This is a genomic window from Streptomyces sp. YKOK-I1 (assembly GCF_054660435.1).
In genome coordinates this window covers 41,659-59,761 of sequence record NZ_BAAGDR010000004.1, presented here as the reverse complement: position 1 = coordinate 59,761, position 18,103 = coordinate 41,659, and the positions used below count along the sequence as shown (strand labels likewise).

The 18,103-nt window shown below is 71.9% G+C and carries 29 protein-coding genes; 1 reads left to right on the top strand and 28 read right to left on the bottom strand.

Going from position 1 to position 18,103, the window contains the following annotated elements:
• Positions 1–62: 62 nt before the first annotated feature.
• The 28 genes from ACYQ8Q_RS45190 to ACYQ8Q_RS45055 form a co-directional block, all read right to left on the bottom strand.
• A complete protein-coding gene (locus ACYQ8Q_RS45190) occupies positions 63–782 on the bottom strand; it encodes a hypothetical protein (RefSeq protein ID WP_460074108.1) in 720 nt (239 codons plus the stop codon).
• 49 nt (positions 783–831) lie between these two features.
• Complete coding sequence (locus ACYQ8Q_RS45185; RefSeq protein ID WP_460074107.1) at positions 832–1,401, bottom strand: hypothetical protein; 570 nt, start codon at positions 1,399–1,401, stop codon at positions 832–834.
• Positions 1,402–1,543: 142 nt separating this feature from the next.
• Positions 1,544–1,948: a hypothetical protein gene (locus ACYQ8Q_RS45180; RefSeq protein ID WP_460074106.1), complete on the bottom strand. Its 405-nt coding sequence runs from the start codon at positions 1,946–1,948 to the stop codon at positions 1,544–1,546.
• Positions 1,945–2,184: a hypothetical protein gene (locus ACYQ8Q_RS45175; protein ID WP_460074104.1), complete on the bottom strand. Its 240-nt coding sequence runs from the start codon at positions 2,182–2,184 to the stop codon at positions 1,945–1,947. Before ACYQ8Q_RS45175 ends, ACYQ8Q_RS45180 begins: the two co-directional genes overlap by 4 nt.
• 5 nt (positions 2,185–2,189) lie before the next feature.
• Positions 2,190–3,191 (bottom strand): DUF5131 family protein, encoded by a 1,002-nt coding sequence (locus tag ACYQ8Q_RS45170; protein ID WP_460074103.1) that lies wholly within the window; start codon positions 3,189–3,191, stop codon positions 2,190–2,192.
• Positions 3,184–3,609 (bottom strand): hypothetical protein, encoded by a 426-nt coding sequence (locus ACYQ8Q_RS45165; RefSeq protein WP_460074101.1) that lies wholly within the window; start codon positions 3,607–3,609, stop codon positions 3,184–3,186. Before ACYQ8Q_RS45165 ends, ACYQ8Q_RS45170 begins: the two co-directional genes overlap by 8 nt.
• A 123-nt stretch (positions 3,610–3,732) precedes the next feature.
• Entirely contained in the window at positions 3,733–4,875 is a 1,143-nt protein-coding gene (dnaN, locus tag ACYQ8Q_RS45160; protein WP_460074100.1) for a DNA polymerase III subunit beta, read from the bottom strand.
• Between the two features lie 114 nt (positions 4,876–4,989).
• On the bottom strand, positions 4,990–5,772 hold the full coding sequence (locus tag ACYQ8Q_RS45155; RefSeq protein WP_460074098.1) for a hypothetical protein: 783 nt from the start codon (positions 5,770–5,772) through the stop codon (positions 4,990–4,992).
• The gene (locus tag ACYQ8Q_RS45150; protein ID WP_460074096.1) at positions 5,772–6,848 is read right to left on the bottom strand and encodes a sigma-70 family RNA polymerase sigma factor; all 1,077 of its coding nucleotides are present in this window, start codon (positions 6,846–6,848) and stop codon (positions 5,772–5,774) included. Before ACYQ8Q_RS45150 ends, ACYQ8Q_RS45155 begins: the two co-directional genes overlap by 1 nt.
• Positions 6,845–7,795, bottom strand: coding sequence for an Lsr2 family DNA-binding protein (locus tag ACYQ8Q_RS45145; protein ID WP_460074095.1), 951 nt, complete (start codon positions 7,793–7,795; stop codon positions 6,845–6,847). The genes ACYQ8Q_RS45150 and ACYQ8Q_RS45145 overlap by 4 nt, the downstream gene beginning before the upstream one ends.
• Positions 7,792–8,298 (bottom strand): WhiB family transcriptional regulator, encoded by a 507-nt coding sequence (locus ACYQ8Q_RS45140; protein WP_460074093.1) that lies wholly within the window; start codon positions 8,296–8,298, stop codon positions 7,792–7,794. Before ACYQ8Q_RS45140 ends, ACYQ8Q_RS45145 begins: the two co-directional genes overlap by 4 nt.
• A gap of 122 nt (positions 8,299–8,420) precedes the next feature.
• Positions 8,421–8,867 carry an ASCH domain-containing protein gene (locus ACYQ8Q_RS45135; RefSeq protein WP_460074092.1) on the bottom strand — a complete coding sequence of 149 codons (447 nt, stop codon included), beginning with the start codon at positions 8,865–8,867 and terminating at the stop codon, positions 8,421–8,423.
• Positions 8,864–9,541 (bottom strand): GGDEF domain-containing protein, encoded by a 678-nt coding sequence (locus ACYQ8Q_RS45130; protein WP_460074090.1) that lies wholly within the window; start codon positions 9,539–9,541, stop codon positions 8,864–8,866. Before ACYQ8Q_RS45130 ends, ACYQ8Q_RS45135 begins: the two co-directional genes overlap by 4 nt.
• A gap of 93 nt (positions 9,542–9,634) precedes the next feature.
• Positions 9,635–9,955 carry a hypothetical protein gene (locus ACYQ8Q_RS45125; protein ID WP_460074088.1) on the bottom strand — a complete coding sequence of 107 codons (321 nt, stop codon included), beginning with the start codon at positions 9,953–9,955 and terminating at the stop codon, positions 9,635–9,637.
• A gap of 101 nt (positions 9,956–10,056) precedes the next feature.
• Positions 10,057–10,365 (bottom strand): hypothetical protein, encoded by a 309-nt coding sequence (locus ACYQ8Q_RS45120; protein ID WP_460074086.1) that lies wholly within the window; start codon positions 10,363–10,365, stop codon positions 10,057–10,059.
• A 98-nt stretch (positions 10,366–10,463) separates the two neighbouring features.
• Positions 10,464–11,234, bottom strand: coding sequence for a hypothetical protein (locus ACYQ8Q_RS45115; protein WP_460074084.1), 771 nt, complete (start codon positions 11,232–11,234; stop codon positions 10,464–10,466).
• Between the two features lie 39 nt (positions 11,235–11,273).
• Positions 11,274–11,468: a hypothetical protein gene (locus ACYQ8Q_RS45110; RefSeq protein WP_460074083.1), complete on the bottom strand. Its 195-nt coding sequence runs from the start codon at positions 11,466–11,468 to the stop codon at positions 11,274–11,276.
• On the bottom strand, positions 11,465–11,743 hold the full coding sequence (locus ACYQ8Q_RS45105) for a hypothetical protein (protein ID WP_460074081.1): 279 nt from the start codon (positions 11,741–11,743) through the stop codon (positions 11,465–11,467). Before ACYQ8Q_RS45105 ends, ACYQ8Q_RS45110 begins: the two co-directional genes overlap by 4 nt.
• The gene (locus ACYQ8Q_RS45100) at positions 11,740–12,732 is read right to left on the bottom strand and encodes an AAA family ATPase (RefSeq protein WP_460074079.1); all 993 of its coding nucleotides are present in this window, start codon (positions 12,730–12,732) and stop codon (positions 11,740–11,742) included. The genes ACYQ8Q_RS45105 and ACYQ8Q_RS45100 overlap by 4 nt, the downstream gene beginning before the upstream one ends.
• A complete protein-coding gene (locus ACYQ8Q_RS45095) occupies positions 12,729–13,070 on the bottom strand; it encodes a hypothetical protein (protein WP_460074077.1) in 342 nt (113 codons plus the stop codon). Before ACYQ8Q_RS45095 ends, ACYQ8Q_RS45100 begins: the two co-directional genes overlap by 4 nt.
• A complete protein-coding gene (locus ACYQ8Q_RS45090; RefSeq protein ID WP_460074075.1) occupies positions 13,067–13,651 on the bottom strand; it encodes a hypothetical protein in 585 nt (194 codons plus the stop codon). The genes ACYQ8Q_RS45095 and ACYQ8Q_RS45090 overlap by 4 nt, the downstream gene beginning before the upstream one ends.
• An 87-nt stretch (positions 13,652–13,738) precedes the next feature.
• The gene (locus ACYQ8Q_RS45085; protein ID WP_460074074.1) at positions 13,739–14,230 is read right to left on the bottom strand and encodes a hypothetical protein; all 492 of its coding nucleotides are present in this window, start codon (positions 14,228–14,230) and stop codon (positions 13,739–13,741) included.
• A 97-nt stretch (positions 14,231–14,327) separates the two neighbouring features.
• Positions 14,328–14,612, bottom strand: a complete 285-nt coding sequence (locus tag ACYQ8Q_RS45080) for a hypothetical protein (protein WP_460074072.1) — start codon at positions 14,610–14,612, stop codon at positions 14,328–14,330.
• 3 nt (positions 14,613–14,615) lie between these two features.
• Positions 14,616–15,185, bottom strand: coding sequence for a hypothetical protein (locus ACYQ8Q_RS45075; protein WP_460074071.1), 570 nt, complete (start codon positions 15,183–15,185; stop codon positions 14,616–14,618).
• Positions 15,186–15,212: 27 nt separating this feature from the next.
• Positions 15,213–15,692: an RRQRL motif-containing zinc-binding protein gene (locus tag ACYQ8Q_RS45070; protein ID WP_460074069.1), complete on the bottom strand. Its 480-nt coding sequence runs from the start codon at positions 15,690–15,692 to the stop codon at positions 15,213–15,215.
• 277 nt (positions 15,693–15,969) lie between these two features.
• On the bottom strand, positions 15,970–16,614 hold the full coding sequence (locus ACYQ8Q_RS45065; RefSeq protein ID WP_460074067.1) for a DUF6919 domain-containing protein: 645 nt from the start codon (positions 16,612–16,614) through the stop codon (positions 15,970–15,972).
• 26 nt (positions 16,615–16,640) lie between these two features.
• Entirely contained in the window at positions 16,641–16,853 is a 213-nt protein-coding gene (locus ACYQ8Q_RS45060; RefSeq protein WP_460074065.1) for a hypothetical protein, read from the bottom strand.
• 121 nt (positions 16,854–16,974) lie between these two features.
• A complete protein-coding gene (locus ACYQ8Q_RS45055) occupies positions 16,975–17,742 on the bottom strand; it encodes a hypothetical protein (protein ID WP_460074063.1) in 768 nt (255 codons plus the stop codon).
• Between the two features lie 94 nt (positions 17,743–17,836).
• Here ACYQ8Q_RS45055 and ACYQ8Q_RS45050 point away from each other — a divergent pair, with 94 nt between their 5' ends.
• The gene (locus ACYQ8Q_RS45050; protein ID WP_460074062.1) at positions 17,837–18,055 is read left to right on the top strand and encodes a hypothetical protein; all 219 of its coding nucleotides are present in this window, start codon (positions 17,837–17,839) and stop codon (positions 18,053–18,055) included.
• The last annotated feature ends 48 nt before the right edge of the window (positions 18,056–18,103 follow it).

Genomic DNA, 18,103 nt, shown 5'->3' with positions numbered 1-18,103 from the left:
CCTTCGTGGTGCCGGGAGGCGCCGGGGCGGCCGGACTCGAGGTCGACGGCCGCCCCGGGCGTTCACTGGGTGGCGGAGGTGTTCGTGTCGGCCGTCGCCGACTGGGCAGCGCGCGTCTCAAGTTCGGCGTGGCGCTGCTGGACGAACTCGGTGGCCTGGTGGTCGGCCAGGAGGGTTTTGATCAGGTCGGCCTGGTAGTCCATGCCGGCGCTGACGCCCTTGTGGAAGCGGCACTGGTCTTGAGCTTCGGCGCAGGCCGGGCAGTCCTCCCAGCTCATGTCGTCGTAGGGAGCGGTCTCCGGTCCGGGGAACTGTGGCTTGGCCGGGCCGTTGGGGGCGGGGAAGAGGTGGGTGCGGGTGAACAGGTCCTCGCGCCAGGTGGGCGGCAGGGCGGTGAGGAAGGCGGCCAGGGCTTGCGCGATGGCGGGGTAGTGGCCGTACAGCGATGACCACAGCCGTTTGGCCTCGGTGTCCGGGTCGGTCCCCGTGTTCAGCCAGTCGGCCTCCCGGGCGTAGTCGCGGATCTTGTCGCGTCGGTCCTTCCAGTGGCTGGTGTCGATCCCGGCGTGGATGGCCGCGCCCAGGACCCGGGTGTCGTTGAGGAAGTCCGGGTCCGTCTGGCGGTGGGCGAGGTCTTCGGCGGCGGCCGGGTCGCGGTCGGCGAGGGCGGCCAGGGCCTGGTCGGTGAGGAGCGCCGTGCGCTGCGTCCAGAAGTCCGCGTTGGCGTAGGCGGCGCTCAGCAGCCGGGTGCGCAGGCGGGTGAGGTCGGTGGTGTCCGTCATGAGGGCTCTTTCGGTGAGTGAGCTGGTGCTGCGGGGAGAGGGGGCGTGTTCAGACGGTCGTGTTGGTGCGGGCGATGGTGTCGGCGAGGTGCAGCAGCGCCGCGGTGTTGCCGTGGACGGCGTTCGCGATCGCTTCGACGTCGGCGCTGCTGAGGCTGTCGACGTTGAGGCCGTCGATCGCGCGGAGCGCCTCGCGGCGGTAGTCGCGCCTGGGGGCGGGGATCTTGGGCCACTCGCGGCGGGCGGCGGCGACGTCGGCGAGCGAATTCAGCAGACGGACGCGGCCGAACTCGGGGTGGTCGGCCTCCCAGTCGGCGGTGTGGAGTTCGACCTGCTTGTCGGCCTCGCTCCAGGCCGCGCGGACCTCGTAGTAGGCGTACGGCTCGTACTCGGGCTGGGTCAGTCGGGCGGGCTGCAGGTTGCCGTGGTTGTCGATGCCGGCGGCCTCGAGCGGCTCGATGCCGAGTTCGGCGAGGCGGGCGTTGATCAGGTCGGCGTGGCGCTGTACCCGCTGCAGGCCCTGGGCCACTGTGTCGATCTGCTGTTCCTGGTGGGCGGCTTCGGCAGCGGCGAGCCAGTCCGGCACGGTGGGCTGGCCGGTGGAGGGGGAGGCGGTCATCGGCTTCTCGGGTTCCTTCCGGATGGGGTGGTGTTGCGGGGCGGCCGGAATCGGTACCGGCGGCCGCCCCCACAGGCATTGCTGAAAGGGGGGAGCGCCGCGCCCGCACAATGGCGGGCACGGCGCTCCGGGGTCGTGGCTGCTACTCGGTGGTGGTGCCGACGGGGGTGTGCGCGCTGGAGGCGAGGAAGGTGGCCAGGGCACGTGGCTGGTCGGTGGTTTCGAGCGTCCACAGCCGGATGGGTATCTGGTCGACGGTCGTGTCGATGAACGTCATCCGCCACCACAGCCACTCGGACAGGCCGGTCTGCTGGTGGGGCTCGGGGGTGCCGTAGCCGCTGGCGCCCGTGGTGCGGGCGGTGGTGTTCAGTGCCTGCGCCCAGGACCGCAGGGCGGGCTTGTCCTCGACCTGGATCAGGGCGGCCGGTCCGAGGCCGCGCACGTGGGCGACGTCCACCGACCTGGCGGGGAGGTCGGGGTGCGCGGCGAGCAGGACGCCGGCCGCCTCGGAGGCCGCGCTGTAGGGGCTCAGGTGGGGGATGGTCATGGGTTCCTCGGGTGGGGGCTGTCGGTCGGAGCGCTGCGGGTGAGGCCTCGGAACGGCCGGACGACGATCGATCCGTCGGTGCGGAGGATCGCCACGTTGCGCGGCCCGGCGGCGGGTCGCCGGCCGGGCCACTGGAAGTGCAGCCAGTCGCCGGTGACGTCGGGTACGCGGCGGGCGCAGTACGCGATGAGCACGGTGACGGGCTGGCCGCGCTCGAGGTACACGCGGCCGGCCATCCCGCTCACCGGTCCGGGAAGCCGTCGTGGTGCCGGCCGTCCAGGAGCCGTCCGGCCTTCGTCTTGCCCACGCGGCGCATGCGGACCGCGTCCTTGAGGGCGGGTGCATCCCGTTCCGTCCAGCTCCGGCCCTGGGTGTCGATGAGGACGACACGGCCGCGGTCGTGTCCGTGGTCCTCGGGTGCGAACTCCCCCCACTGTTTGAGGAAGAACGGCACCCCAGCCCATGCGCACTGATCACGCAGGTGGCGGGCCCACTGCGGGTGCATGGGGCGTGCCCGGGGCCCGCTCTCTCCTCCCGCGATCACCCAGTCGATGCCGTGGAGGCCCCTCTCGCAACATCCGTCGGCGTGGACGAAGGAGGCGGTGAGACCGTGACCGCGCTCGCTGCCCATGGTGATGACGGCCCGTTTGAGGTCTACGGGCCCCAGCAGGGGTTCGCAGGAGAGGAACCGCACGGCGGCCGGGGTGCCCAGCAGGGCGGGGATCCGGATGTCAGCCCACTTCTGGTCTTCGACCGAGACGCCCAGCCACACGTTGGGCAGCGGCTTGCCGCCCAGCATCGCGCCGACGGCGAGCCAGTCCTGCTGACAGCCGATGAAGTGCGCACGGCCCTGCTCTGCCACCAGATGCCAGAAGGTCGGGCTGGACAGCAGCGTCTTCATGCGGCCGTGCCGCTTGGTGAGGACCTGGTAGGTGTGCTGTGGGGTGAGCGCCATGACGGCGAACACCTGGGCGATGTAGTGGTCGGGGATGTCGGTGTGGAACAGGTCGGACATGCTGTTGAGGAAGACGCGGCGCGGGGTGCGCCACGTCATCGGCAGCCGCAGCCGGTCCGGCCGCAGGGTGATGTCGAAGCCGTTCTCGAAGTGGTGGCCAGCGGTGCCGCGCCACCGTTCGGCGAAGGTCTCCGCGTAGCAGTTGTCGCATCCGGGGCTGACCTTGGTACAGCCGGTGACCGGATTCCAGGTGCTGTCGGTCCATTCGATCGACGTACTGTCAGCCACGGCCGCCTCCGCCGTCCACGGGGTGGGTGTAGCGGATGGACTTGCCGAGGCCGCGGGCGTAGTCGATCTCGCGGCGGGTGCTCTCGCCGATGTAGCCGCCGGGGTTGACCACGAGGACGTCGTCAGCGAGGTCGATCTTCCGCAGGTGCAGGTCGTCCAGAACTTCCTTGAGGCGGTCAGTCTGGGCGGGGTCAGCCCACAGGGGGTGGGGCTGCTTGAGGTTGCAGCCGGGCGCGAGGACGATCCGGCCGGCCGCGGTCTCGTACAGGTTGGCCTCTTGGAACTCCTCCCAGTACCTGGTGGATCCGCACAGCACAACGACCCTCGGACGGCGGGCGGCCTGCTGGTCGCATACGTATCCGTCGATACCGAGGGCGGTGAGGCGGAGGACGTCTTTCCAGAATGCGCGGACAGTCATGCGATTCCTCGTCTCTGAGACGTGGGGTCTGATGCGCCGGGACAGGTGGTGCTGCGGGGCGGCCGGAGCGATGTCGACGGCCGCCCCGCAGGCAGGGTGGCGCCCGTGTCCGGGCGGGGTGGCTCAGCTGCTGCCCTTGGTGAGGCGGATCGGCATGATCAGGCCCCGGAACGTGTCGGCCTTCTCGGGAGCGTGCAGCAGGACGGGCTTGGTCGGGGTGGTGAAGTTGAACTGGGTGAAGGGCCCGTCGATCTGCTGGAGGGTCCTGAGCAGAAGCCCCGGGTTGAAGGCGATGGTCAGCGGGTCGCCTTCGAGGTCGGCGTGGACCTGGTCGCGGCCGCGGCCCTTGTCGTCGGTTCCGGCGCGCACGGTGATCTGACCGTCGGCGACTTCGAGGAGCATCGGGTCGGCTTTGCCCAGCAGCGGCTGGATGTGTTTGATGGCGTCGGTCAGGGCCTCGGTGCTGGTGGTGGCGACGGACTCGAACTCGGTGGGGAACAGAGCGGCGTACTTGGGAAGTTCGCCTTCGATGAGGCTGCTGGTGGCCCACCGGCCGGGAACGCTGATGGCGAACTGGGACTCGGTGATGGTGAGTTCCGCCTGGTCGGCGTCGGCGAGGATGCGGGCGGCGTCGCGTACGGCGTCGGCCGGTACGAGCGTGTTGCCCGCGACACGGGGCCTGTTCTTGCCCTTGCCCTTGGGGGCCGGGTTGGGGGTCCAGGCCAAGTCGGCGACGTGGAACGTGTACCGGTCGGTCGCCGACAGCGTGATCGTGGTGTCGCTGAGGCCGAACTGGACGCCGGTCAGGGCCGCGAGGGTCTCGTCGGTGGTGGCGGCCGCCGCGACCCGGGCGCCGGCAGCGGCCAGGGTGGCGCCGTCGACCGTGCCGCTCGCGGCGGAGATCGTCGGCAGGGTCGGGTAGTCGTCCAGCGGCAGGGTCGGCAGGAGGATGTGCGCGCTGCCGCAGGACAGGGCGAGGTCGGTGCCGTCCAGGGCCAGCGTGGTGGGCTTGCCCTTGGGGAAGGCCTTGACGATGTCGGTGAAGACGCGGCCGGGGACCAGGAGCGTGCCGGGCTCGGACACCTCGCAGTCCTCAGCCGCGCGGGCGGAGCGGTAGTAGTCGTACCCGGCCAGGGCCAGGGTGTTGTCGTCGGCGGCTTCGAGCCGCATGCCGGCCATGACCGGCGTGGGCGGGTTGCCGGGGACGGCACGCAGCGCCCACTGGGCGGCGTCGGCAAGCTTTTCGGTGTCGATGGTGAGTTTCATCAGGACCTATTCCTCGTGGCTACGGGAGCGTGAAAGGGCCCGGGCAGGCCGCCTCGAGGTGGAGGCGGCCCGCCCGGGCCGGTCGATGCTGCTGTGAGGCCGTGGTACGGCGGTCTACTGGTCGTTGTCGTCGATGCCGGTGACCGGGATGTCGCCGAACATGCTGTCCAGGGCGCGGGTGACGGCGAGCCGGTCCTCGGGCCGGGTCTCATCGAGGACGGCCCGGGTGAGTTCGGTGAGATCCAGGCCGTCGAAGTAGGCGGCGAGGTCGGCGAGGGCCAGCGGGTCCAGGCCGTCACCGGCCTGCGGGGGCAGGCTGCTGACCATGGCGAGCATGGCGTCGACTGCGTCGGCGAGCATGTGCGTCATGGCCGTGGTGACATCGATGCTGTGGCAGTAGGCGTCCAGTTCGTTCCCGCCGACGGGTCCGATGTGGATGCGGACATCTGGCTGTTCACCGGCAGCGGGGTCACAGGCGAGGCCCGTGAGGGCTTCGGCCAGGACGTGGATCGCCCGAGCCCGCGCTGCGTGGTCCGCGGGCTCCGGGACGCCGGCGTCCTCACCCTCACCGTCGTCTTCTTCCTCCTGGAGCTGGTCCAGTTCGAGCGCCACCGCCCACAGGACCTCCAGGGTGTCGACGTCCATCTGGATGCGGCCGTCGGCGGTGTCGGGGAGGGTGAGGTGGCCGGTGACGCGCAGCAGGTCGCCGGTCTGGCACTCGGTGAGCAGGATGTGCGCGAGGTCCGGCCGGCTGGTGGTGCAGGGAATGATCGCCTCTTGCACGTCGGTGCAGTCCTCAGGGGAGGAGGTCAGCCGCCAGGCGGCAGCCTCGAGGTCGGTGCCGGGTATGCCCGCGCTGTCCAGGTAGCCGGTGAGCGCGTACGGGATGGGTTCCATCAGCGTGTTCCCGCCTTCCTGCGTCCGGTGGTGCAGCCGACCTGGCGCTGCAGGGCGCGGGGCAGGGAAGTGACGGACTTGCGGTGCCGGGCGAGCGCGCGGGCCTGGTCGCGGCCGTCGGCAAGGCTGCACTCATCGCACGGTTCGGTGTCAGCGGCCTCGTGGCAGCGGTGGCCTTCCACCGTGCCGTGCGGGGCGCTGATGTCGTGGGCGGCGGCCAGCTCATAGAGGGTGTCGCCGTCGATGCCGGTGCGCTGGATGATGCTGCGTTCGCAGTAGCCGTCGCGCAGCAGGACCAGGGCCACGGCCTGGTCGGCCGTTAACGCGACGACCGCGGTGGAACCGTTGGAGGCGGGGGCGGCGGACGTCGCCATGACTGGGGTCCTTCCGAGGGTGTTCTGGCCGGGAAGCACGGGCGAGGCGGCGCCGGCAGCGAAGGCGCCGGACGGGATCCCGGCATCGGGCCGGGTAGGGCAGGACAGCGCGGCCTTGATGTGCGGGGCCTTCAGGTTGCTCAGCGCGCGCCGGTGGAGGATCTGGGCGGCATGCTGGGAGCGGTTCATGCGGCGGCCGACCTCGGCGAACGGCAGGTCGTACCACGACCGCAGCCGCAGGCACTCCTGCTGGTCGGGGGTCAGGCCGGCGATCGCCTTACGGAGTTCTCCGACGACGGGCGCCAGGGCCAGCTTCTCCGTGATCTGTTCGACGGCGTCGTCGACGGCTTGGTCGTGGTCGCGCATGTCCGCGGTCGGCCACTCCCGGCGGAACCGGGAACTCCTGAAGTAGTCGAACAGCAGGTTGCGGGCGATCGTGGACAGCCAGGCCCCGATGTCGCTGCCGCGCCAGGTGAACGCGCTGATGCGGGCCAGGGCGCGCAGGAACACGTCGCCGGTCAGGTCCTCGCTCAGCTGCCGGTCGCCGGTACGGCGCAGCAGGTAGGCGTAAATCTGGGGCTGGTAGCGGGCGTACAGGAGCCCGAAGGCCTCGCGGTCGCCCCGGCGTGCGCGGTCGACGATGGCGGTCACCGGCTCTTCCGCCTCGAAGGTGTGCCGGGTCGTCGTGTCGACGGCGGTCACGCGTCGGCCCCCGGTGCTGTGGCGGCCAGCTGGCCGCGGGCGTGCGGGTTGGCGGCGAAGTACGCGTCCAGGACGGCCTTGGCCGGGTTGCCCCGGTCGGCGACCTGGTGGCCGTTGCACCGCGCCCAGGTGCGGATCGCGGCCAGCTGCGCCTTGCTGAGCTTGCCGTCGGGGGCCGGGGCGGTGGCGGGGGCCGGGACGGGCTTGCCGGTCTTGGCCTGCCGCAGTTCCTCCCTGGCCCGGGCGAGTTCGCGCTCCAGCCGGTCGACGCGGCCTTCGGCGTCGGTGACGGCCTGCTCGTTGGCACGGCGCGTGGCGAGTTCGGCCAGGGCGCTGCGGGCCTTGGCCGCGAGGGCCTGGACACCCTTCGCGGTGTGCTGCTCGCCCCAGGCGAGCAGTGCCTCGATTCCGGCCTGCGGAGTCGTCTGCGCGGTCTCGGGCGCTACGGGCTCGGGGAAGCAGGCACCGTCCCCGGCACCGTCCTCGGTGCTGCCGTCCCTGGCACCGTCCTCGGTGCTGCCGTCCTCGGTGCCGCCCGTGGGGGTGCCGTCCGCGTCCGGGGTGGTTGCGGGTTTCTGGGCGAGTTCGGCTTCCGCTTGCTGGACGGCTTCGGCGATCTCGGCGTCGGACAGCCCGAGCGTGGTGCGGACCTGGTCGGGGCTGTCGCCGCGGTGGAGCATGTCGGCGGCGGCTGCCGCGTAGGCGTTGGCGCGGGGGGCCTGGGTGGTCATGAGGTCTCCGGTGGCGGTGTCGGAAAGGTGAGGCAGGAGCGTGGTGAGGGTGTCGGCGTCGGTGGGCGCGCCGATCGCGTCCAGGAGCTCGGCCAGGTCGTCCTTGTCGGCGGCGCGGCGTGCGGTGACGCGGGCTGCGGCGGCGAGCTGTTCGAGGGGGTTGGGCCGGTGGGGGCGGGGCGTGGTCTCGAGGGCCCGGTGCCAGTCGGTGGTCATGCCGCCCTCGTCTTTCGCTGGGCGATGTCCAGGAGTTCGAGGTTGCGTTTTTGCTGGTCGGGGGTGACCGGCTCGCGCCAGGGCTCGTAGCGGGCCCACATCGGGCTCGCGGCCGGAGTCGGGTCCGGGGCTGGCGAGGGGGGCCTGCTGCGGCGGGCACACTGCCGGTCGGCTTGGGCGACGGCGCCGACCCAGTCGAGTCCGAGACGGATCTGGAGGCGTCGGCGCAGCGTGGTCCGCTGCCGGGCGGTGGTTGCCGCCCAGATCCCGCTGGGCGTCAGGTCGGGGTTGGCGAGCGCCCACTTGAGGCAGCCGGCCGCGATGGGGCAGCCGCCGCAGGCGGCCTTGGCGCGCTCGATCCGGTCGGCGTCGCCGTCGGTCGTCTGGCCGTACTCGTGGACGAACCAGGCCGGGTGTTCCCGGCATGCCAGGAGTTCCTCGGTGTGGGGGAAGGGGATCCGGGGATCGGCCTGGGGGGCCGTGGGGTTGGTGGTTCGGCTCATGGATGAGCCCTCCGAATGGTCATGCGAGAGGGGGATTCGGGCGTGGGCCGTCCTGGCCAGAGGCTCTGGACTTCAGCGGCACGGCGGATCGGTCAAGCCGCGTTCCACGCGATGGCGGCGGGTTACGGCCGCAGGTGAGGCAGTTGCTGGACCACCTGGGTCACGAGGTCCGGCGCCGGCTTCCAGGCGGGCAGCGCACCCGTGGCAGTCACGGGCAGTGCGAGCTCGTGGACGTCGGCGAAGACCAGGTGGTGGACGTCGCGCTGCGCCCAGGGGCTGGTGCACTGCCCGGGCCCCTGGTCCAGATGGCAGTCGATGAGGCGGGCGACGCCGATGACCGCGCCGAGGTGCAGTTCGCGGCCGCGGATCGCAGTGGCGACCAGCGGGTCGCGCAGGGCGGTGCGCTCCAGCTTCTGCCCGGCATGGATCAGAACCCAGCCGCGCCACGGCCAGGGCCTGGGGCGGTTCTCCGGGTTCTTCCCCGCGAGGATGCAGGTCGCCCAGGGCTGGCGGATCGTGATGCCGCGGATCCAGTCGCCCTCGGGCAGTACCGCGGTAGGGGCGCTCATGCGGCCTGCCCCCACACCGCCGTGCCCGGGCGGCCCGCGCGCCGGCCGTTGATGGACGGCAGGCTCGTGTGCTCCTGGGTGGCGAGGTGTGCGCGGCCGGAGTGCTTACCGTCGTACAGGGCGGCGTCGGCGGCCCGCTGCAGTGCGGACAGGTCGCAGGTGCCGATCGTGTCCGGCGTCGCGGCGCCGACCGAGGCGGCGACGGGGACGCGGCGGCCATCGTCCAGGACGACCGGTGTGTTCAGCATCCGCACCAGCGTCGCCAGGCGGACCTCGCGGCGGCCCGGGATCATCGGCAGCACGATGGCGAACTCGTCACCGCCCAACCGGCCGACGGACGCGTTCCGGCCCGCCCAGGCAGTGAGCCGGGTGCCGAACGCGGCAAGGACCGTGTCGCCGGCCGGATGCCCGAGGGTGTCGTTGATGTCCTTGAAGTGGTCGGCGTCGACCAGGACCACCACGGTGTGGTCGCCGTGGCGGGTCAGGACCTCCCGGGCTCGGGCCGTGTAGGCGTCACGGCGCAGCAGCCCGGTCAGCGGGTCCTTCTGCGAGGCCGTCAGGCGCCGGTGCAGGGCGACGGCGTGAACCGTCCAGCCGGTCAAGGGGACGGCGGCGGTGGTCAGTAAGAGTGCACGCTGCCCGAATCGGGCCCGTGTGTGCAGGGTGGAGCCCATACTGGGGATCTCCCTTTCGTCTCGTACGGGATGGATGGGCCCGGGGCAGGCGAACTGGTTTGGACGCCGATGTGCGCCTGTCCCGGGGCGGAGCTACAGCTCGAGGTCGCCGTCGTCGGCGGCGCGGAGCCCGCTGTACGGGTTGTTCCAGCGGTCAGCGGTCGCGGCGGGCCAGTCCAGTTCCCAGCCGGGCCGGTAGCCGCGGACTCCCCAGCCGTCCGAACGTTTTCCGGGGATCTCGCCTCCGGCCTCCTGTGCGGCGCGGGCCGCGTCGTAGACCTCGTGCGCGATCCGTACCGCGGTGCTGTGGCTGTCGGCCTGGCCGGTGAAGACGTGCCGGCCGGACAGGCCGGGCTGGGTGGTGCTTCTGATCGGGACGTCGACCTCGAAGTAGGGCAGGCCCATGACGTCCATCTCCCTTCGCAGATCTCGTGGTTGAGGGGCCACTGCGACCGCCCCGGCCCCCGGCGGTTGCCGGGGGCCGGGGCAGCACAGAGTGCGCTCAACGCGCGGTGTCAGCGGGTGGTTGCGATGGCGTACCGCAGATGCGTGCGCGCCCGGGCCAGCCGGTCGCGCTGGTCGGCCCCGGTGAGGGTCAGCGCGTCGATGAGGTGACCGCGCGCGTAGTCGAGTTCCTCGCCGGCGCGCTGCAGGTGGTCGCGGTTCGCTGCGCTGAAGACGTGCATGGCGCGCTCTACGAGGTCGACGAAGCCGGTCGGGGTGATGTCGGTCGGCGGTTCCTCACGGGTGAGCGCGGCGAGGTCCGTGGTGAAGCAGGCGATGAGCGCGGCGAAGGTGTCGGTGTGACGGGTCTGGGTGGCCATGGTCGCCGTCCTTACAGGCAGTCGGGGTGGATCGTGCAGGGCCGTCGTGCCGCCCGCGTTCCGCGTGGTGAGCGGGCCGCGGGCGGCACGGGCGCCTGTCAGGCGTTGACGGGGACGGTGTCGAGTTCGGCGGCGCGCAGCGTGTCGAGGATGTACGCGTCGAAGTGGACCTCGTGCTGGGCGGCGACGGCCAGGTCGGCGGCGCGGCCGCGGGCGTAGCTGAGGGCCCGCCGGCTGGCGCCGGATTCGGCGAGGACCTGGTCGGCCCTGTTCATGGCCATCCACTCGTTCCACTGCTGGGCGGCGGACTCGCGCCGGGCGTGGGAGCTCGCGCTGACCATCGACTTCGCCCACATGCCGCTGGCGCTGGTGTGGCCGCCGCACAGGTGCCAGTTCCAGCAGCGGTCGGCCATGCCCTCGGGGTCGGCGTCCCAGTCGGCGGCCCATCGGGCGGCGCGCTCGGGGATCTGGTGGTCGATGACGTCCAGGACCGCGCGGCCGTTGCGTCCGAGGGCCTGCCAGGCGTCGGTCTCCTCCACGATGCGGATCTGGTGGGAGAGCAGCCGGTAGGGGTAGTAGCGCTGGCCCCAGTTGCCGGTGTCACCGACCGGTTCGACGATCCACAGGCGGACCGGCCAGGTGACGGGCCAGACGCAGATGTCCTCCAGCACCTCGCCGACCCGCTTGACCATGCGGAAGTACGAGTCGTTCGTCTCGTCTAACCACTTGGTGCGGCACGGGGTGGGGTGGTCGATGACCTGGCCGACGGCGTCGGCGAGGTTGACCGGGTTTCCGGCCTGGCGGCTGCGTTCGAGGATCCCGTCGGTCGGGGTGGCCATGTACCAGGTGACGGGCTTGGTGCGTGCCATGCGGTCCTCCATGAAAGGGGTTCGGGCGGCGGGGGCCGCTCAGAGCTGGATGGTGATCGGGATGCGCGGGTCGCCCGCGCGGGTGTGGACGGTGCGGCGGTGCGCGGCGAGGCCGGCCGTACCGCCCTGGACGGGCAGGTGGCAGGACGGGCAGCCGTGCCACCACTGGTCCCCGGCCGGGAGACCGGCCGGGGTGAGCGGGTGCGGGTGTGGCCCGGGCGCGGCCCGGCTCACCGGGTGCCGCCGCCCATGGGCTGCTGCCGGTCGGCGAGGGCCAGGACTTCGACGGCGAGAGCCGGCGCGGACAGGATCGTCCGCAGGACCCAGACCAGGGCGTCGCGTTCCATGGAATTCAGCCGGTCCCACACGGCGTGTGCGTCGCCGTGGAGGCCGACGGCTTTGAGGTAGTCGTCCTCGGTGGTGACGGTGTGCTCGGCACCGCAGCGGCCGCATCGGTACGCAGCCTGGTCCCAGCCGCACGCGGCCGGGATGTTGGGCTTGGTGGTCATTCGCGGACCGCCGCCATGGCCTGTGCCTCAAGGTCGGCGCGGCCGTCGGGGTCGTCGTCCGGGCCGTAGCTGTAGGTGTGGTCGTCGGCTTCCTGGTCGACGTCGTCAGCACCGCCGTGGACGCTGCAGAAGGCGTCCGGGTGATGTCCGGTGCCGGTGTGCGCGGCCAGGAGGTCGGCGGCCGAGTAGACCGGCGTCCACGCGGGGGCGGCGCAGTCGTCGTCGTGCGGGCAGGCCACCAGCAGGTCGAAACCCACGCCGCCGTCGCCTTCGGCGTCGGTGCACAGGCCGAGGATCATGCGGTCGGGGCCGAGGCGGATCTCTCCGACGCGGTTGCCTTCGGCGTTGGCGTCCGTGTGCCAGGTCCACAACGGCAGCACCGCGGGGCCGAAGTAGTGCCGCACCCAGTACAGGTCGCCGAGGCCTTCGCCGCTGTCCCAGCCGAGTTCGGCGCGGTGGGTGTCGCGGGCGCGCCGCAGGACCGGCTCCAGGCGGTGGAGGCTGTCGGCGAAGACGACGTCGGTGAAGCCTTCCGTGTCCAGGGTCGCCAGTGAGCCGGTCATGGCCTGGTGCTGGGCGGTGACCGTGCCGTCGGGCACGGTCCGGTTCGCGGGCCGGGCCTGCTGCCGCTCGATGCACACATCCAGCGGGGTGGTGACGACGAGGGCGATGACCGGCCTGGCGTGCCGCCTCGCGAGGCCGACCAGCGGGGCACGGTCCTTGGCGTGGACGCTCGTGGCGTCGACGACCGTGGTCCGGCCGCGGGCCATCCGGCGGTCGACGATCAGGTGCATCGCGTCGACCGCGTCGGCGGTGGCGCTCTGGTCTCCGCAGTCGTCGGCCATCACGCCCCTCAGGCTGTCGAGGCTGACGACCTGGTGGGGCGGCCAGGTCGCGGCGAGCGTGGACTTCCCGGAGCCGGATGCGCCGATCAGCACCACGAGCGCGTTCTTGGGCAGGTCCGGGTAGGCAGGTGCCGGCGCGGTCATTCGGCTTCTCCTTGGGGGTCAAGGGCGCGGGTCGCCCAGTGCAGGTGGAGGGCAACGCCCTCGGTGAGCAGTTCGGTTGCGTCGTTCAGCGGGGCGGAGGTGTCGCCGTCGTCGTCCTCGTTGAGGCGGTCGGCGGTCTGTGCGCAGCGGGTGAACAGCTGCGCGAGCTTGCCGAGGACGCCGTCTTGCGGGTCGGTCTCGCTGTGGAACTCGCGGAGGCTCTCGGCGAGTTCGGCGGCGGTGACGTCGGCGGCGGTGAGGTCGTCCTCGATCTGCTGGAGGGCGAGCTGGGCGATGCCGACCGAGGCGCGGACGCGTTCCAGGCGGGTACGGGTCACCGGCGGGAGCCGGGGCGGGTGGTGAGCCAGGTGGTGACGGCGGCGGCACCGACGCCGATCGCGCGGTGCAGGGCCGCGTCCAGCTCCATCCACGCGCTGCCCGGGCCGGTCAGCTCGGAGGTGACCTGGTCCTTGTCGTCGACGCGGACGGCCTTGCAGTGCTCGATGTAGCCGGTCTTGCCACTCTTGCGGGCGAGCCACATCAGTAAGGCGCCGCGGTCGATCGCGGCGTGTGTCCCGGCGTTGATGACCGTGCCGGCGAGCAGCGCGCCAGGGCTGACGCGGTAGCCGAACGCCCGGGTGACCGCGACGGTCGCGGCCAGTTGCACGGCGGTGTAGGAGGCGACGTGAAAGGTCACCGCACGCCTGCCGAGCTGGCTTTCGGTCATGGTCGGGTGGGGGGAGTCCGGATCGGCCGGGGAGCCGTCGGCGTGGACCAGGTCCTCGCCGTACAGCCGCTTGTTCATCGCGGACTTCGAGCCCTGCACCCAGTGGTCGCAGAAGGGGTGCAGTTCACCGAAGACGCTCAGCAGGGTGCCGAAAAGGGCCAGACGCTCGGTGGTGAGGGGCAGACGGGGCATGCTGGTGTTCTCCTGATCTCGCAGAGGGTGAAGGGGAGTTGGGGCGGCTGGCGCGATATCGGCGCGCCAGCCGCCCCTTTCGTGCTGTCACGGCCGGACGTCGCTCCAGGCGCGCAGACGGTGCTGGCTGTCGCAGTCGAGGTCGTCGCCGTGGTGCGGGAAGCGGCCTTCGGTGGCGCGCAGCTCGGTGAGGACCTGCAGCAGGTCCGACTCGCCGTCCAGGACGGTGTCGATGTAGCCGTTTCCGCAGGTGCAGGGCGCGATGAGGGTGAGGACGCCGTGCTCGCGGTCTCCGTCGCTGGAGTGGTGCAGCCACAGGCCGCCGTCCAGGTAGGCGACGGCGCACGGCTGGAGTCCGGCCCCGGCCAGGGCGGGCCGGCCGCTCCAGTCCTCTGCATGCAGGACCTTGCCGAGGGTGTCGGGGTAGGCGTTCCAGATGTGGTCCAGGGCGGCGGTTTCGGCGTCGTCACGCTGTTCGTCTTCGCCCACCGTTCCAATCTCGCGGGCGATGTCGAAGAGGAGGGCGAGCGGCGAGTCCGCGCCGACCGTGGTGGTGGGCGGCGTGAGGGTCTCGGTCATGTGCAGCTCCTTCGGGGGTCCGGAGCGACCGGGCTGTCCGGTCCTCCGCACCGCCCCGGCCAGCGCTTGTCGCTGGCCGGGGCAGCACGGGGATCCGTCAGAACGGGGGTTCGTCGGGCCAGGGGTCCCGTCGCGGCAGGAGCCGGAGGGTCCGTGTCGGCCGGTCCCAGCACCAGCACAGTTCGCCGCCTGGGTAGAGGCCCTCGCTCCACCAGCCGCCCTCGCCCCGGCACTCGGGGCAGTCCGGGCGGGGCCGGGGAGACAGCCGGATCTCGTGCCGGTTGGCGACCAGTTCCCAGGAGCCGGCCTTGAGTGCGACGGCGGCCGCCGTGACCATGAGCGGAACGGCGGCCGCGAGCAGCAGAGCGGTTCGGGTGCGCACCGGTCAGCGCTGATCAGCAGGCCGACGGAGGATACGCAGAACCAAACCGCTGTACTCGCTTCGGCTGGCGTGCAGCACGTCGGGCTCGGCGGCGGCCAGACGCTTCAGCTCGGTCTCGATCCAGGCGCCGGTGCGCTGAAGGGTCAGGCGGGCCAGATCGAACTCGCAGACGCGGAAGATGACGTCCTCCTTCGTGCTGCGGCTGCCGTGCACCCACTTGTGCAGCAGGTCGCGGGCGTCGCTGTCGTCCGGGCGAGGGAGCAGCGGGCGGGGCAGTGCCCGGCACGTGGACGCGTGCTCGTTGGCGACCTCCGCCGCGTCGGCCAGCGAGTAGAGGGAGCGGTAGGTGCTCCGGCTGTTGCTCCTGGTCTGGTAGTGGCAGCCCAGGCAGGCGACCGCGTAGCAGGACCCGTTCGCGTCGGTGGTGTACACGAGGACGACGGCCAGGACCTGGTTGTGGTAGCGCTCAGTAACTATGACGCCGTCGGGCGCCCAGTTCTCCGGCCACGGCTCCGGCTCGGGGGCCGGCGGTTCGACGATCGTGCGGCGGTTGCGGGTGAGCAGGCTCAACATGGGGTTCCCTTCGGAGCTGGTCGTTGGTCAGGCGGCGAGCCGGTGGGTGTCCGGGGCCGGGATCATGACGGTGTCGGGGCTGGGCTCGATGCCCATCTCGCAGGGGTCGCAGCGGCCCTGGGTGCGCAGCGGGAGGCACGCGTAGTACCGATTCCGGCATTCGGGACACGTTTGCCTCGCTGCCATCGCCCGGTCCAGGGCCATCTCCTGGGCGAGAGTGGATATCCGTTTGGGGACCGCCAGGTCGACGCGGTACAGCCACGCCCACCGGTTCCCGCCCCGGCAGATGAGCCGGGCGACGGGATCGTGGCCGCCGGGGCTTAGGCCGAGCGCCCGTAACTGGCGGCGGGTGGCGAGCCCTTCCTTTGGGACGGGCTGCTTCCCTCGTACCGCGGCGCGCACGGCCACGGCGCCGGGGGCCTGGAGATTGCGGAACTCCGGGAAGCTGCCGTCGTCGTAGGGGTCGACGTCGACCAGGTCGACGGCGTCTTCGGCCGGGCGGTCCATCACGGCCTCCAGGCACCGGGGAGCTGGCGGGGCTGCTGCGGGTAGCGGGGGCCGGGGCGAAAGGGGCGGGGCCGGCCGATCCGGCGGCGCGGTCTGGGGATGAGCACGGGCGGAACCTCCAGGCGTCGGTGGGCGGGAAGCAGCGCGTCCCGCCGACGAACGCCGTCGGCGGGACGCAGGGCGGTGCTGGCGGCCGGTCGGCCTGTCCGGTCCTCGCCCACCGCGCTGTGGCGGGTGGGCGAGGACCAGGCGGAGCGACCGGAGTAACGGGAGAGGGTCAGCCGCTGGTGGGGCCGGTCGGCTGGGTGCTGCTCGCCCACGGGTCGGTCGGGTCGTTGTGGCGCAGGCCGGTGAGGAAGTCGAGCACGACCCACATCCACTCGCCGGCGGTTCCGTACTCGGGGGCGACGATCGAGACGTACATGCCGGTGCTGACCTCGCGGTAGAGGTCGCGGTCCAGGCCGGGCCACTGAATGGCCATGTCCGCGCGGCTGATTCGTCCGCCGAACTCGGTGACGGTCTCGCCGTCGCGGGTGGTGACGGCGACGGGCTGCTCCTGGACGCCGCCGCCGGGGCGGTAGTCGTTGATCCGGACGAACATCCCCGCGGCGTACGCGGGGTCGACCAGGCGGTGGAACAGCTTCGGGTCGGTGACCACCAGCTCGACTGCGGCGCGCTGCTCCCACCACAGTCCGTCCACACCGGTGCCGACAAGCCCGGGCTGCGAGCAGGTCGTGATGTATCCGGCCCGGCACAGGGCGGCGAGGGTGGGAACCAGGTGCGCGGTCTCATCCTCAGGGCCGTAGCGCGGCTGGTAGCCGGGGCGGGAAGCGATCTTTCCCTCCAGCCAGAGGGCCATCAGCTCACCGAGGTCGCTGATGGTCCGGGCGGATCGCCAGCGGCGCCGGTCGGAGCGGCTCATCCACGGCAGTTTGAGTTCCACCGCGGTCACCGCCCGGCCGTGGTGGCCGATGGGCTCGGGGACGGGGTGGCGGGCTGGCCGTCCGCGTTGGCGTGAGAACCGAGCACGATCGCGAGGACGGCCGCGGCGGCCAGGGCGGCGCGCTTCGGCAGCGGCATCTTCGGCTTGGCCGGGGCGGTGGGCTGTGCAGGGATGAAATAGCCCTGCACCGGCTTCGGGGTCTGGGTGTTGTCCGGCATGGCGAATCTCCTTGCAAGGTGGTGGGGACAGGGACGGTGGTGCGTAAGGCCGGACGGCCTGTCCGGTGCTCGCCCACCGCGCTGTAGCGGGTGGGCGAGCACCAGGCGGAGCGTCCGGAGGTCAGTCCCGGAACGGGCAGCAGCGGTGCGGGGGCTGATCGGCGGCCGGGGCCGGGGGCTGCACCGGGACGTGGATCTCGGGCTTGACGGTGACTTTCGCCGGGCGGCCGACGACGACGCGGCGGCGCAGGGTCAGCCCGCGCATCGCGAACGCGGACAGGAACGTCCAGGCGAGAACGGCGAGGGCGACCGCGACGGGGCGGCTGGTGTCCGGGGTGGCCGACCAGACCATCCACGCGGTGGCCGCGCCGTGTGCCGACCACGTCGCGCGCACCCCGTTGTTCTTGGAGAGGTAGCCGAGGACCAGTGCGACGATGCCGGTGAGCAGCCACAACGTGTAGACGGTGGAGGCCGCGACGGGCAGGCCGGCTGCGTGCTGCGCGATGTACGTGCGGACCGGCTGGTCGACGACGGCGAACACGCCGCTGGAGGTGTCAACGCCGACCTGCACCCTGGGCACGGCGGTGAGCAGCTGGTGCAGCGCCTCGAGGACGACTTCGCCGGCGGCTCGGGCCAGCAGCACGACGAAGGAGATCCCGGCGAGGGTGAGGACGGTGCGCAGCCAGGGGGCCATGTACCGGAAGCCGTCCTCGGGGGCGCTGAGGATGTCCTCCCACATGGTGTTCAGGACGCCCTCCTCTTCCCACGCCTTCGTCCACCAGGTGCGCAGCGCGGCGAACCGCGGCTCCTTGGGCGGGGTCTTCGTGTAGAGCACGGGGAGGTAGGCGAGCTCCTGGCGGTCCTGGCCGGTGTTGACGTTGGACGGCACGGGGCAACTCCTTGTTGTCGATGCGGTGTTCACGGAGCGTGCGAGTGGGCCAAGCTGTGAGCGACAGGCCCGGAAGCGAAGGGAGGCGGCTGCGATGGGGTGGTTCACCCGTGATGAGCCGGAAGAAGTCGTCTTCGATGAGGTCGTGGACACGGACGGCCAGATCTGGCCCGCGTACACGGACGACAACGGTGTGCTGTGGATCGACGTGGACTACGACGTCGAGGTGGTCGTCAGCGGCGCGATCGTCGACGGGCAGATCCGGGGTGCCGAGGTCGACGACGACGGCCGGATCTGGATCGACTACGAGTGACCGCGGGGCCGGACGGCCTGTCCCGCACCCGAGCCCCCGGCCCGTGGG